We start from the raw sequence: 14,654 nt of genomic DNA, 5'->3' as shown, positions 1-14,654 counted from the left end.
TTTTTGATTATTTCCAATTAAAATTAAAACGCCAACAACGTGCCCAATAAGGCAACTGTACTACTCCTAATTAACCAGTTCTCACAATTATAAACAAACAAAAAACAATTTTATGAAAAACCAATTTGACCCGGTAAATACGGGGCCATTAACCAAACGAAAAAAAATATTGTTTTGGACAAAAAAGAAAGTACTATTCATTTTTGTCCCCTTAGTTAGTATATCTTCTTTTGCAAGTACTTCAAAGCTTTCCTTAAACACAGAGAAAGAAAGTGTAATAGAAGATTTGAGAAATACAAACGCAGACGAAAATGTGGTGTATTTTCAAAGTAATCCCGTTACCGGAAAAGTAACAAGCGAATTAGGCGAAGGCCTTTTTGGAGCCACTGTTAAAGTCAAAGGAACTAGCAATGGAGTGACTACGGATGTGGACGGAAGTTTTTCTATTGCAGCGAAAGAGACTGATGTTTTAGTTATTTCCTTTATGGGATATGCTACAAAAGAAGTAACCGTTGGTAAGCAAAAAGAATTAAACATTAAAATTAAATCGGTTCAAAACGATTTAAATGATGTTGTAATTATTGGTTACCAAAAAGTACACAAAAAGAATGTTAATGCCGCTGTATCTACTATTTCGAGCAAAGATTTACAGGATATTCCTGTAATTAGTGTTTCTAATATTCTTGCTAGTTTGGCCACTGGTATTCAGACTCCTACACAAACTGGTGCGCCAGGAGGAAGAGGTTCGCTTGTTATACGTGGTAATACTAGTATGTCTGCTTCCGGATACAGTAGCCCTCTTTATGTAATTGATGGTGTACAAACTTCCTTAGAAGATTTAGCAGGATACAATACTTCCAATACCGACTTTTTGGCTTCTTTGAATCCAAATGATATTGAGAAAATCGATTTCTTAAAAGATGCTTCTGCGGCCGCTATTTACGGATCAAGAGGAGCAAATGGGGTTATTATTATTACCACTAAAAAAGGAGGAGCTTTAGATAAACCGGAATTCACTTTTTCATTAAATACTGGATTTTCTCCTATTCCTAATTTAGTACCAATGAATATAGGATCTGCGGAGAGAAATGCTAAGATGGCGATGTTAAAAAAATGGTGGAGATCAGATGATCTTCAGTACTCAACGGTACCAATGGTTTTGTCTGATAGTTTGAATCCGGCGTTTAATAATAAAGTAGATTATCAGGGATTATTTTATAGAACAGGAATTTCTAATAAATATAATTTAGGTATGAGAGGTGGTAATGAAGCTACCAATTATCGATTGGCTTTAGGATACGATAATGTAGAAGGAGTTATTAAAAACTCTGGTTTTAAACGTTATACTTTTGCCGGAAACTTGAACTCTAAAGTAGGGCAAAGTTTTGATAATCAGTTTCGTGTGAATTTAGTACAAACCGAAAATCAGACAGGTCAGGGAAATCCTGATGGAGGCGGATTTCAATTCAATAATACTTTGCCTACGGATCCTTCGAACTTAAATTCTTCTTTATTTTATGTTTCTGATGCAAAAATACAATCACTACAGGGAGAATTATCTGAAAAACTGAATACGGATGAAGTGATACAAGTGACTTTATCTGATTTTATGAAATATGATTTTTCGAGTGCTTTTTCATTGAACGGTCAATTTAATTACGTGTATAGTTCTGAAAAGAAAAATTATTATGAGCCATCAACAGTTCGTGAAGATGGAGATGGTTTTGCAAGTTATGCCTTGTATAATCGTAAAAATTTATCGTCTGATCTTTACCTTAACTATTTTCAAAAATTTGGCGATCACACCGTTTCAGGTGTAGTAGGGCAAAAAACGGATTACAACAAATACGAAAATATGTTTATGTACGCTAAAGGATTTGGTGTAGACGCTATTAAGGTAATCAATGATCGTTATACTCAAGGTCAAATTAATGGTAATACAGGAATAGAGTCAAATGCATTACTGTCTTATTTTGGTCGTGTAGGATATCGTTATAAAGATCGCTATATGATTGATGTTGCTTTCAGTAGAGATGGTTCTTCTCGTTTTGGAGAAAATGTTCGTTATGCTAATTTCTCTTCAGTAGCATTGGGTTGGGTTTTCTCTGATGAACCTTTCATCAAAAATCTCGTAGGAAACGTTTTAACTTATGGTAAGTTAAGAGGAAGTTATGGTGTAAATGGAGGTGAAATCTCTGATAATTTCTTAAGATACGGATCGTATAAGTTAGGATATGGTGGAAATCCGTTATGGTCTAATTTGATGATTGTTTCTACTTACGGAGGAACAACAGGAGTTGTGACAGATTATAATACTATCGGAAATCCTGATCTTACATGGGTATCTTCAAAACAATGGGATATTGGTTTCGATATGGATTTGTTTAACAATCGAATCAATGTAACTTTTGATGCTTACAACAAAAAAACAGAAAATCTGTTATTTGAAACACTTTTCCCTGCTTATTCAGGATTCAATCAGGCAAAATCAAATGTTGCAGGTGTGCTGAATTATGGATGGGAAGCATTGGTTAAATTCCAAATTTTTTCAATCAGCAATCCTTGGAAGCTGGAACTTAGCGTAGGAGCAACTCAAAACAAAAATTACGTAACGAAACTTCCTAACGGAAACAAAGATTATTACGGATATGATCCAAATACAGGTAGAGATTACGGATATGTAGTAGGGATGCCGTTAAATCTTCCGGTACAATTCAAGAACGAATATATTCTTGATGACCTAAACCAGTTACCGGTAAATCCATATACAGGAGAAGTACTTCACGGTAAATCTGCGTGGGGAACTATCGCACCGGGAACTCCAATATGGAAAGACTACAATGGTGATTATTTGTTAGATGAGGCTGGTGATTATAAATTGAATACTTCATTTAAATCAACACCTGATTTTACAGGTTTATTAAATATCAATTTAAGATACAAAGGATGGTATTTACAAGCTTACAGCCAATTCTCATTTGGTTCTGATATTATCGATTCGGCGTCAGCAAGTTATTTAGATAATTACGACAGGGGAGATGATTGGGCTGTGAAAGGTCTTCAGGATTTAAGTGGATTAAGTTTCTGGGAAAAACCTGGAGATGGTGCTGCAGGAGCACGTTACCCGGCTCTATACCCGGCTCGTCCTAATGAAACTCCTTATTATAGATTTAGAACTAGTCAATCTTTATGGATAGAAAGTGGTGATTACTGGAAAATCTCAAATGCAGCTATTGGTTATACAATTGAGAAAAGCCGCGTTTTGGAGCAAATTCACATTTCACGCGTACGTATTTATGGTTCAATCCTAAATCCATACCAATGGCAACGTTCTAAAGTAGTTGCAGATGCTTCTCAGGTAGATGAAATGGGATATACGTTAGGAAATAGTTATCCACAAGCAAAAACAATCTCTCTTGGATTGGATGTTAAATTTTAATTGAATTGAAAATGAAAAAATACAGATATAGTAAATTAACGGTTCTGACTTTATGTTTGTTTAGTCTATTTGGCTGTACAGATATGTTAGATCAGGAACCTATGGGGTTGGCAACTCCACAAAATTTTTGGGTGTCGCAAGCCAACGTTGAATCTGCAGTAGCTGGAGATTATGGGTTGCTTAAAGAGGCGTTGATGCAAGATTCAAACTTCATGTTGTGGGGAGAGTTTACTGGAATGACTTTTATGGACAGTCAATTCTGGATTGTAGATTATATAGAAGGAAGCGGTAATTATGTTTTGGCCTATCGTGACGCTTCTCGTAATTGGAAAGGTTTTTACAGAACAGCAAACTGGGCGCTTGCAATCGAAAAACACGTAGATGAAATGCCTGACAGCGCCTTCAGATCTAAAGCTGAAAAAAACAGGCTTATTGGAGAGGCAGCATTTTTGAGAGCACTTTCTTATTTCTATTTGGCTCGTATTTGGGGTGATGCACCTATTGTAGACGAGGTTTTAGAGTCATCTGAACAATTGATTAAAGATGGTAATATCGTTACAAAACCAAGAGAAAGCGAACTTAAAGTTTTAGATTTTTCTTTGGCTGCTGTAAATAAAGCCATTGATTTATTAGAGTATTCTTCTCCTAATGCTCCAAAATGGGCTATTACTGCCAACAAAGCAAGTGCCGAAGCTTTGAAAGCACACATCACGCTTTGGTATGCGAGTAGAGATCATGATAATACGACTATGCTTAATCAGGCTGTTGCCGCTGCCAATTCAGTAATTCAAAACAGTAATGCTTCGCTTATTGATTATGTAAATGAAGGTGTAGAAGGTTTTAACGAGATGTGTATTGGTCAGTCTAAAACAGGTCTTTTTGAAATTAACATCAGTTCTACAATGAATGAATCGTACCGTGTTGATGGAGGAGATAGCACTCCGACAGTACTAACATTAACAGAACCGTTCTTTGCAGGTGCAAACAGTAATGCACCAATCATTAATGGTGATTTTTATGGGAAAGACATGATGGATTCAGATTCAGACAGAGACAACGATGTACGTAAGGAATTGTTTTTTAGCAATTTTGATTCAAATGAAAAATCTTCTTTGATGAAGTATTCTCAAACAAGCCGTGACGGTCAGTCAACTGATCCGTATGCGAGATTTTCAGAATCTAATATCTTAATTTTTAGATTAGCAGATGTTTATCTTCTTCGTGCCGAAGCAAATATGAAATTAGGAAATACTGCAGCGGCTGTATCAGATATTAATATGATCCGATCTAAAGCTAATGTGCCAAATTATACAGGAGCGACTGACATTACATCACTTACGAAAGCCATTTTTGATGAGCGTGCTATTGAATTTGTAGGCGAAGGACAATCAGGATTTGACAGAATCAGAATGAATTACTATGCAGGAGTGAGCTGGATGAATCCAAGCAGACTTGCTCACAAAGGATGCTTTTGGCCAATTGATCCAAGTGTAATTTCAATTAATTCGGCTATTATTCAAACCGACTACTGGAAAGGAAAATTATAATTTATTCCAATAATTTTTAAAGAACATAAACATGAAATATTTATATATAATAGTTGCAGTATTTTGCTTGTATTCCTGCACAAACGACGACTACCTTATAGACGGTGGCTTAGCTGATCAGAATGTTGGCGTGTCGACTTACGATTTTTTAAAGTCGCACAAACAATTAGATACTTTGGCTTTACTGATTGAAAAAGCCGATATGATTGATGTTGTGAATGCTAAATCAACAACACTTTTTGCTCCAAATAACTTATCTATCAAAGATTATATTTTTCATATGAGAGAGATAGAAGAAAATCCTGATTATGGTATTGATGATATTCCGGTTGCCGATTTGAAAGAAATGTTGGGCGGATATATATTCAACCAAAGTTTAGATCGCAGCAAATTGGTAAAAGAAGGTAAAATTTATATCGCTAATAATGGAGAAGAAAGAAAACTTTCTCTAGAACCTGTTGACCAATACAATGATCAATTAGATGAATTCCCGGAGTATGTTTATTATTATTTCAAAGGAGAGGATGATTATTGGGGACCTAATCCAAATGAAGGTGGCAATAATGATGATGTTCGTACTCTTGTAAGAACCTCTAATTTAATTTCGACAAATGGAGTAATTCATGTATTACAAGGAACACATCATTTTTCTAATTACACAGATTAACTTCTCGTTTTTAATGAAGCAATATTAGAATTAAAGGAAATTGCATGAATTAATTTTCGGAGCTATTTCTGATATTTTTTAAAAATAATATATACATATGAAAAAGATAATTTATTTATTAGGGATTTCGCTATTTGCAATATCCTGTGAACAACCTGAAGTTGGCTATATTAGCGATAATATACATTCACTTCAGGACACTATAACGGTTCCTCGTGGCGTGTTTTTTACTTCTGTACCGCCTGCTGTTGAAGGATCAACTTACCCGATGGAGTGGGCAATCACGAGCATTACAGATAAAGATGGTAATCCAAATACCGAATTGCAAGACCAGCATGAGATCTTGACCTGGACGGCTCCGTTTGACCCAACGACAGATACTACGTTGGAATTAGCAATGAAAAAATTAAAATTGAGTCCGCAGCCTTCTATAATAATGAATCCTGTAAGTGGAGAATTTGTCTTTACACAAGCCTCCAAAAATGTTGTTACGGATGACTTTATTGTGAATGTAAATGCTAAAAATGTTCGTGGAGAACGTCAGTTAGATAAGTTTACGCGTATAAAAATGGGACCTTTTGTACCAGTTGAATTCAAAACTGAAATGCGTTCAAGATTGCAATTAGGTAAAGGAGGAGGAGTTTATGATACGGGTTATAATTATTCCGTATTAAATGACAATGATCCTAAAGTGCCAGGTGTATTAAACGGCACTGATCCTTATATTACGATTACCAAAATTAGTGACGAACCAAAATTGGCTATTAAAGTAAAAATGATTATTGCTGATAGTCATGGAGCAGCGCTTGATCCTAGCAAAGTAACTTTTAATATGAGTGGTGATAAACCTTTGCAAAACTACCATGATAATACGATCGGAGTAGTTTTGGATGCTGAAAGTACCACTTTTGGATTACCAGCTCCGCCATTTCCTCAATATGCAAGAAATTATGGTGGAAATGATGCGTACTTAATGTATTACGTTACAACAGCGGATGCTTTTACAGTAGATAAAGCAGCTTTTGAAGCAGCAAATGGAGCAAAAGATTGGTCTGTTTATACTGATCCGGCTACAGGTAAAATCAGAAACAGAGCTTATATCAGATGGGGCGTAAAAATTAATGACACAGGTACGTGGGAATTGAAAATGAAAATTCCTTACACAACCAAAAATTAATTTTGAATTAGTAAGTATTAAATTTAGAGAAAGACACCCCTTTTTTACTGTTTAAGGTTTAAAAGGGGGGCTTTTAAAGTAGAGAATTTTTTATCATTGTTACCAATAGAATAGCATAAATATTAAAAAAGACAAACTGAACCTCAGTTTATTGTTTCGGTTTTTAAGCAGTTGATTTGTTAAGGACTATTGAATCTATATTTTTTGTCCTGTATTAAATGAAATATAATATTAACAATAACAAACTTTAAAATTATGAAATCAAATATTCGTTTTTCAAGGCTATTAATCGCTTTGTTTTCGCTTTTATCTATTTTAACGTCTTGCGAAAAAGATACCAGTGTTGGTAAAGATCCGCAATCATCAAAATCGGCACAAAATTTTGCCAAGACTGCGCAAGTGACCGGAGAAAATGCCGCTCCATCAGAACATATTTACTTTTCTTTTCCATCTGATGCCATTGTTAAATTGCATAAAATAAAAATTACACAATCGGCGAATGCTGAATATTTCTCTGTCCATAATTATGAAGGAGGTTATGCCGGTTTGCAACAAACTCCGGATACTTCTTTTGGAACACCTAATATTTTGATTTCTTCGCTATGGGATCCTAATACGGCGGGTGGAATCTTTTCTGAAATTGCCTACACTGGCCCAGAAACTATTAGCAGCAGATTTGGAGGCGAAGGTGATGGATACAAAACCATTAATCCGTACCAATGGGCAATGAATACTTGGTATAATATCGCTTTAAGAGCCTGGAAATTGAATGGTAAATTATACATCGGTACTTTCATTCAAAATCTATCAACCGGGAATTGGTTTCATACATCTACACTCGCTATTCCTGAAAGAACAACTTTTTTAGGCGCAAGCAATGATGCTTTTTTAGAAAACTGGACAGGATATGATACTGCTTATGATGGTAGTTTTGTTCGAAAAGCCTTTTTTAAGGATTGTTGGAATTTAAATGTAAACAATACTTGGGAAAAACATACCAGCAGAAGTTTTAGTGCAAATGCTGGCGATGAAGGAAGAAACGGAATCTACGACAGAGCATTCAATTCAGGTTATGATGCTACAGAAGATGCTTATTTTATGGAGCATGGTGGCAGTGTTCAGCCAAGCGCCGGATTTGGAACGGGACGCACCTTAACGCTTCCTGTACAAACGAATCAGGGTACAGCGCCAACTTTAACTGTTGGTCAAATTCAATCGGCTACTGCTTCTAGTAGTGGAAATATAGTAACGGTAAACTGGACAAACAATCAAACTAAAAGTCCACAATTTTCTTCGAAAGTAGAATTACTTAATCCTTCCGGAACTGTAGTAAGTACTGTAAATGAAGTGTTGCCTCAAAAAAGATCTGCTACTATTACCAGCACACTTGGTACGGGAACTTATTCGGTAAGAATTACGATTACCGATATTTTCAACCAAAGTTCAACTCCGCTAGTAGTACCGGTTACATCTGGTCCGGTTGCCAATACTTGGTACAAAATTAAAAACGCTTCGAGTGGTCTTTATTTAGCCATTGAAAATAACAGTACTGCAAATAGTACATTTCTTGTTCAGAGTACAAGTGCTACTGGAAACGGGCAAAAATGGAAATTTAACGCTCAAGGAAATGCTTATGTAATTGTTAATGCCAATAGTAATAAGGCACTTGATATATCAGGAAGCACACAGACATTAGGCGGAAATATTATTCAATATACTATTTCAAATGGTACAAATCAACAATGGAATCTGATTTCGGCGGGCTCCAATAAATATGTCATTCAAAGTAATTTGTCCAACCATTATGTACTGGATAATCCGGGAAGCAGCACCACAAGCGGCACTAAGATTGTTCAATACAGTATTAATGGCACAACTGGAACTGCAAATCAACAATGGATTTTGGAAGCACAATAAAATAACAAAAAACAAAAGAGATGATATAATCATCTCTTTTGTATATTTAAAACATACAGTTATAGCTGTAAATTTTCTTTAGTTTCAGTAAACTAGGATAATTAAAATACAATAAAAATAATATGAGTTACAAGTTTTACACCGGGGTTGTTTGTTCTTTATTGGTATCGATACAGGCATTGGCACAATCCAAAATGATGAAGTCAGATTCGATTTTTCTGGCAGAAAAAGTAGTAATGGAACCTTTTATTGCAAAAGGAACTTCAACCTATAAGATGCCTGTAAATCCGCAAGGATATGAATTGAAACTAATAGGATCGGACAATCTTTCGGTAATAACCAAATCGGGAACCATTTTCACGCCTTTGCAAAATACCACAGTCAATTTGTTATTTAAAGCAAGTAAAATAAATGACGGTTCTTCTATTGAAATTCCGTATTCGGTAAAAGTAGAAGGGAAGTACAACGATCCGGGAAAGAATGCGAAACCATTTGTGATTCCTTCGTTACGTGAGTGGCACGGTGACGAAGGTAGTTTTGTATTGACGGCTAAGACAAGAATTGTGTTGGATCCAAAATATGCAACAGCGCTTAAAAAGTTGGCAAATATTTTTCAAAATGATTTGTTTGATGACTACAAAATAAAGCCGGCTATTCTTTCAGGAACTCCAAAAGCAGGTGATATTTTTATCTCTCTAAATGGTAATAAAGAAGAATTGGATATAGAAGGTTATTCGCTTTCGATAAAAGACTATGTTTCGATCAATGCGGCGCAATATAAAGGCGCTTTTTGGGGAACGCGTACTATTTTGCAAATTTTAGAAAGCGATCCAAAGCATTGTTTTTTGCCAAAAGGAATTTCGAGAGATTATCCTAAATATGAGGTAAGAGGATTTATGCTTGACGTTGGAAGAAAGTATTTCAAAATCGACTTTTTGCAGGATTATGTGAAGTTGATGTCTTATTATAAGATAAGTGATTTTCAGTTGCATCTTAGTGATAATGGTTTTGTAAAACAGTTTAACAATGACTGGGACAGCACTTATAGCGGATTTCGTTTAGAAAATGAAAGATATCCACAATTGCCTACGAAAGGAGAATATTATACCAAGAAAGAGTTTATTGATTTGCAAATACTTGCCGAAAATTATGGCGTAAATATTATCCCTGAAATTGATGTTCCAGCACATTCTTTGGCTATTTCAAAGGCATTTCCGCAAATTGCAAGTGCAAAATTTGGTAAAGACCATTTAGATATAAAAAATCCGGAAACGTATACCATAGTAGAAAACATATTTAAAGAATATTTGGAAGGAGAAAATCCGGTTTTCCGTTTTAAAGAAGTACATATCGGAACGGATGAATATGATAAAAAAGAAGCAGAACCTTTTAGAAAGTTCACTGATCATTTTATAAAGTATGTGCAAAGTTTTGGTAAAGATGTAAGGGTTTGGGGCGCTTTGACCCACGCACAAGGAAACACTCCGGTTACTACAAAGGGCGTTACTATGAACGCTTGGTATAATGGCTATGCCGATCCTGTGAAAATGAAAGAATTGGGTTATCCGTTAATCAGTACACCTGATGGTTTTCTATATATTGTGCCTGCTGCAGGTTATTATTATGATTATCTAAATTTGGAATATTTATATAATAAATGGGAACCAGTTGCCATTGGAGATGTGGTTTTCAAGATGGGAGATCCTTTTGTTAGAGGCGGAATGTTTGCGGTATGGAATGATGTTGCGAAAAACGGAATCACCGCTCAGGATGTTACAGACAGAGTATTTCCGGCACTTCAGGTTTTGAGTGAGAAAATGTGGAGCGGTACTAATGAGGTGGTAGATTTTAATGCGTTTTCAGCGAAAGCTAAAGACATAAATGAAGGTCCGGGACTTAATTTGAGAGGGAAAATTTCCGGTAAAGATTCTTTGGTTTTAAATTATAAGATGAAAGGAGACGATAAGGAAATAAAGAAATTACAAAATGCAGATTATGTACTTGATGGAAACAGAAAGGTTCTAAGTTTGAAAAAAAATGATAGCTATGTAAAACTTCCATACAATGAAATTGGATATAATTATACGGTTAGTTTCAAAATAAATCCGTCTCAAAATAATGTTGCGAATAGTGTTCTTTTTGAATCGAATCATTCAGTTGTAAAACTAAAACAAGGCAATACGTCTAGTATTGGTTTTTCTCACGAAGGAAAGGATTATGATTTTGGTGTTTCGATTCCGGAAAATAAATGGACAAATGTTGTTTTTACTGGAGATAATAATTCAACGACTTTGTATGTAAGCGGAGAATTGGTTAAAAAACTCACAAGAGAAAAAATTCCGACCGGATATGAAAAAGACTCTATTTGGGTGATGAAAACCTTGTTTTTTCCGCTTGATAAAATTGGAGGCGGCAAGAATTCTTTTATCGGAAAAATCAAAGATTTAAAAGTATTCAATGAGATTTTATCATCAACACAAATTGAAGCAATAAAGGAAGAAGAATAAAAAGAAATAAGCTTAAAGCTATTACAATTGTATTCTCAAAAAATTAAAAAAAAAGGAGATTTTTTTATCACAGTGACTTAATGAAGTTGTATTATATTAACCTTAAATTAGTGTATATTATCTGATTGAAGGTGAAATAGTATTGTGATAAAAAAATCTCCTATTTTTAATAAAATTTGAACAGAATACATGGAACCAATACAACTTATTTCAGATCATTTCATAGAAGAAAAATGTAATTTTAAAGAACTTATAGAAAGACTTCGAACAGGGTTTTCGAATTCGGCTATAGAAGTGCCTATGCGCCATCATCATGATTTTCCAAATCCAGAGGAAGGCAAAGATTCGACATTGTTGCTAATGCCGGCGTTTCAATCGGGTAAAGATTTAGGAGTAAAAATAGTTACGGTAAGCCCTAATAATGGTAAATATGATTTGCCTTCAATTCAAGGAACTTATATTTATCTCGATGGACACAAAGGAAACATAAAAGCAATTCTTGATGCAAAATCACTAACAGGAAAACGTACTGCTGCAACATCTGCTTTAGCAAGCAGTTATCTTTCGAGAAAAGATGCTTCGTCTATGTTGATGATTGGCACAGGAGCATTGGCTATTAATTTAATTCAGGCGCATGCAAGTGTGAGGCCTATAAAAGAGGTTTACGTTTGGGGAAGAACTATAGAAAAAGCACAATTGGTCTGCGATGCACTCAAAAATTCTTCGTTTACTTGTAAACCAGTTTCAACTATAGAGGAAGTTGTTTCTCAAGTTGATATTATTTCGACAGCGACTTTATCACCTGTACCGCTTGTTTTTGGAAAATGGCTGAAACCAGGACAGCATTTAGATCTCGTTGGAGCGTACAAAAAAGACATGCGTGAGGCCGATGATGAAGCGGTTTTAAAATCAAGTCTGTTTCTAGATACCTATCAAGGCGGACTTAAGGAAAGCGGTGATATTTTGATTCCGCTGACTAATGGAATTATCACAAAAGAAACCATTAAAGCAGATTTGTTTGAGCTCTGCAGTAATACAAAAACCGGCAGAACATCTGATACTGAAATTACCTACTTTAAATCAGTTGGACACGCTTTAGAAGATCTTGTTGCAGCTGGATATTTTTATGAAGAATACAATTTAGAAGCACAAAAAAAGATCTAATAGAGTGGGAGAAAATGAACCTTCGTAGTTTAAGGCATTTCGTAATATTTTTCTAAATTGCGACACGATTTTTTTTTATCATTCTATGAGCAATACATTTTCTGACAGCAGCCAAATTGCAATGGTATCTACTTTCTCTGAACTTGTAAATACAGATTTCAAAGGTGAAATGAATGCGTTATGCTGGTACAGAAATTTGGATGGCGATTTTAATGAGATTGTTGCCAGGTTGTCTTTAAAAGAAAATATAACGGAAGTTTCTCCCGAAGATCTAATTGCACTCGAACTATCAGAAAAAGGAAATATAGCAAGGGATATAATCTTAAATGATTTGCAATTATTAACTGATTTTGGAGCTTCACCCTCTCTTAATTTACTAAAGTGTTACGAACGTGATGATGAATTTGATTTCATATCAACCGATGTGTATTCGTTTCATGTTGATCGTTCGCCTATCGCGACAGATACTTTTTTATGTACCTATCACGGAGCTGCAAGTGATATTGTTTCTAATTCGCAAGCAGAGCAAAAAATCTTAATTCCGGAAATCAGGGCAAAGCTAAAAGAACTTTATGATGGTCCAGCAGAAGGATTCGAAAGCTTTCTGAAGGAAAATTATTTTGACTTGCATTATCAGTTACATGCAGATGCAGAACCGATTAATTTAGGTTTAGGACATCTTTGGCGACTGGCTGTAGATCATCCAAAACAGCAAGTTCTACCGTGTATTCACAGAGCGCCAATAGAAAATGAAGGTGAATATCGGTTACTGTTGATTTGCTAGGGAAGTTGTTGAGTAATGAATATAGGAAAAATCGTTTAGTTAAATTATCTAAAATTCCATTTATTGAATTGCTCATTAAGAGTACTTTAATTATTGTTTTATTTCAGATTTTTAGCTTTATAAGGATTTGGTAAACTTTAAATAAATTTTATCTTTGGCGTCGAAATGCTCCAAAAAACATTAAAGAAATGGCTCAATCAGTTTAAGCAGTACTTTTTTACGTACAGCGACGGTTTCTATCATCTTCCTTACAGCAGTAAATCCCCACAAGCGCTTGTAGATAGTTTTGCCAACTATCCATTTATAAAACACAATAAAGTTAAGCAGAGCATTTTTGCCAATACACCATTTTGTGAAGGTGGCTTCAATTATCAAGAATTAGAAGAAGGACTTTGGGTTATTTATTCAAAAATGAAATACAAAACCAATGTGGCTTTTGATCTTGTTTATGATAATCCCGAAGAAATGAAAATGGAAGACAAAGGCTATTATATGCTTAGTCTTAATAATGTTACCAATAAGGCAGTAATCGAGACAGATATTTGTGAAAAACAATTGTGCTTTTCAAATTACAGTTGGACATTTTTTAAACCAAAAGAACGTAATTGTGATTTAAATTTTAAAGGTGCCAACAATAAATACATCACCTTGTATTTTAATGAAGAATGGTTGCAGAAAAATCTGGTTCAAAACAGTTTATTTTCAGAAGCCGGATTAAATAAGTTTATCTCATCTGATGAACCTTACATCGCCTGGCCGCTTAACGAAAATGAAGAAGTAGTGAAAAACTTCAACATTTTTGATGAGGTTATGAATATGAATAATGAAGCAAGCCATATCGATTTTCTGCAGTTTAAACTTTGTACCTTAAATTTAATTTTTGACTTTTTGAAGATTTGCATCGACCAGCAAGTGATCGAGAAGCATTTTGCAATTGATTATAAAGATAAATTTAGTATCAATAAAGTAGAAAACTATTTAACCAGCAATCTATATGATAAATTTCCGGGAATAGATTGGTTGGCAGAAAAATTTAAAATTTCTGAAAGTAAACTTAAATCAGAATTCAAACAATTTTTTGGAAAACCTATTTACAAATATTTCCAAGAAAAACAAATGTTGCTGGCCAAAGAACTTATCATTGAAAACAAACTTTTGATCAAAGAGATTTCGTATAAACTGGGTTACGAAAATACCAGCAAATTTACTGCAGCTTTTAAAAAATATCATGGTATTCTGCCGTCTGAACTGCAAAAGCAGGAATTTGAGATTGCAGTTTAAAATCTTTTTTTATTTCTCTTCTATTTTCCATCCTTAAAAAACTTTTTGGGCTATAGATTTTTATTGCCAAAACTTTTTGGAGTGCTTTTGAACTTCTCCACTTATCTAATTTTGCGCGCAAAGTTTCATTACTATTTTTTTAAAACAAGCCTATATTTTTATAAAAAAGGA

9 protein-coding genes are annotated in these 14,654 nt (G+C 34.6%); all 9 read left to right on the top strand.

Annotated features, from left to right (window positions below; all coding sequences use genetic code 11):
- Window positions 1-112: 112 nt before the first annotated feature.
- The 9 genes from BD847_RS11235 (at window position 113) to BD847_RS11195 (ending at window position 14,483) form a co-directional block, all read left to right on the top strand.
- Window positions 113-3,439: a SusC/RagA family TonB-linked outer membrane protein gene (locus BD847_RS11235; protein ID WP_115888379.1), complete on the top strand. Its 3,327-nt coding sequence runs from the start codon at window positions 113-115 to the stop codon at window positions 3,437-3,439.
- Window positions 3,440-3,450: 11 nt separating this feature from the next.
- A complete protein-coding gene (locus BD847_RS11230; RefSeq protein WP_115888378.1) occupies window positions 3,451-4,986 on the top strand; it encodes a RagB/SusD family nutrient uptake outer membrane protein in 1,536 nt (511 codons plus the stop codon).
- Between the two features lie 31 nt (window positions 4,987-5,017).
- Entirely contained in the window at window positions 5,018-5,653 is a 636-nt protein-coding gene (locus BD847_RS11225; RefSeq protein WP_115888377.1) for a fasciclin domain-containing protein, read from the top strand.
- A 97-nt stretch (window positions 5,654-5,750) separates the two neighbouring features.
- Window positions 5,751-6,830, top strand: coding sequence for a DUF5007 domain-containing protein (locus BD847_RS11220; protein WP_115888376.1), 1,080 nt, complete (start codon window positions 5,751-5,753; stop codon window positions 6,828-6,830).
- 255 nt (window positions 6,831-7,085) lie between these two features.
- Window positions 7,086-8,747 (top strand): DUF3472 domain-containing protein, encoded by a 1,662-nt coding sequence (locus BD847_RS11215; RefSeq protein ID WP_115888375.1) that lies wholly within the window; start codon window positions 7,086-7,088, stop codon window positions 8,745-8,747.
- 122 nt (window positions 8,748-8,869) lie between these two features.
- Window positions 8,870-11,254, top strand: coding sequence for a family 20 glycosylhydrolase (locus tag BD847_RS11210; protein WP_115888374.1), 2,385 nt, complete (start codon window positions 8,870-8,872; stop codon window positions 11,252-11,254).
- 189 nt (window positions 11,255-11,443) lie between these two features.
- On the top strand, window positions 11,444-12,418 hold the full coding sequence (locus BD847_RS11205) for an ornithine cyclodeaminase family protein (protein ID WP_115888373.1): 975 nt from the start codon (window positions 11,444-11,446) through the stop codon (window positions 12,416-12,418).
- A gap of 85 nt (window positions 12,419-12,503) precedes the next feature.
- Entirely contained in the window at window positions 12,504-13,202 is a 699-nt protein-coding gene (locus tag BD847_RS11200) for a DUF1826 domain-containing protein (protein ID WP_115888372.1), read from the top strand.
- A gap of 165 nt (window positions 13,203-13,367) precedes the next feature.
- Window positions 13,368-14,483, top strand: a complete 1,116-nt coding sequence (locus BD847_RS11195; RefSeq protein WP_115888371.1) for a helix-turn-helix domain-containing protein — start codon at window positions 13,368-13,370, stop codon at window positions 14,481-14,483.
- Window positions 14,484-14,654: the final 171 nt, after the last annotated feature.

Source organism: Flavobacterium cutihirudinis (genome assembly GCF_003385895.1).
GTDB classification, from domain to species: Bacteria; Bacteroidota; Bacteroidia; order Flavobacteriales; family Flavobacteriaceae; genus Flavobacterium; species Flavobacterium cutihirudinis.
The sequence above is the reverse complement of the archived record's forward strand: the minus strand, read 5'-3'. Positions and strand labels throughout refer to the sequence as shown.

Bases quoted from the DNA above. Each gene is read 5' to 3' on its own strand.
- BD847_RS11235 (WP_115888379.1), top strand. From the start codon at position 113: ATGAAAAACCAATTTGACCCGGTAAATACGGGGCCATTAACCAAACGA.
- BD847_RS11230 (WP_115888378.1), top strand. From the start codon at position 3,451: ATGAAAAAATACAGATATAGTAAATTAACGGTTCTGACTTTATGTTTG.
- BD847_RS11225 (WP_115888377.1), top strand. From the start codon at position 5,018: ATGAAATATTTATATATAATAGTTGCAGTATTTTGCTTGTATTCCTGC.
- BD847_RS11220 (WP_115888376.1), top strand. From the start codon at position 5,751: ATGAAAAAGATAATTTATTTATTAGGGATTTCGCTATTTGCAATATCC.
- BD847_RS11215 (WP_115888375.1), top strand. From the start codon at position 7,086: ATGAAATCAAATATTCGTTTTTCAAGGCTATTAATCGCTTTGTTTTCG.
- BD847_RS11210 (WP_115888374.1), top strand. From the start codon at position 8,870: ATGAGTTACAAGTTTTACACCGGGGTTGTTTGTTCTTTATTGGTATCG.
- BD847_RS11205 (WP_115888373.1), top strand. From the start codon at position 11,444: ATGGAACCAATACAACTTATTTCAGATCATTTCATAGAAGAAAAATGT.
- BD847_RS11200 (WP_115888372.1), top strand. From the start codon at position 12,504: ATGAGCAATACATTTTCTGACAGCAGCCAAATTGCAATGGTATCTACT.
- BD847_RS11195 (WP_115888371.1), top strand. From the start codon at position 13,368: ATGCTCCAAAAAACATTAAAGAAATGGCTCAATCAGTTTAAGCAGTAC.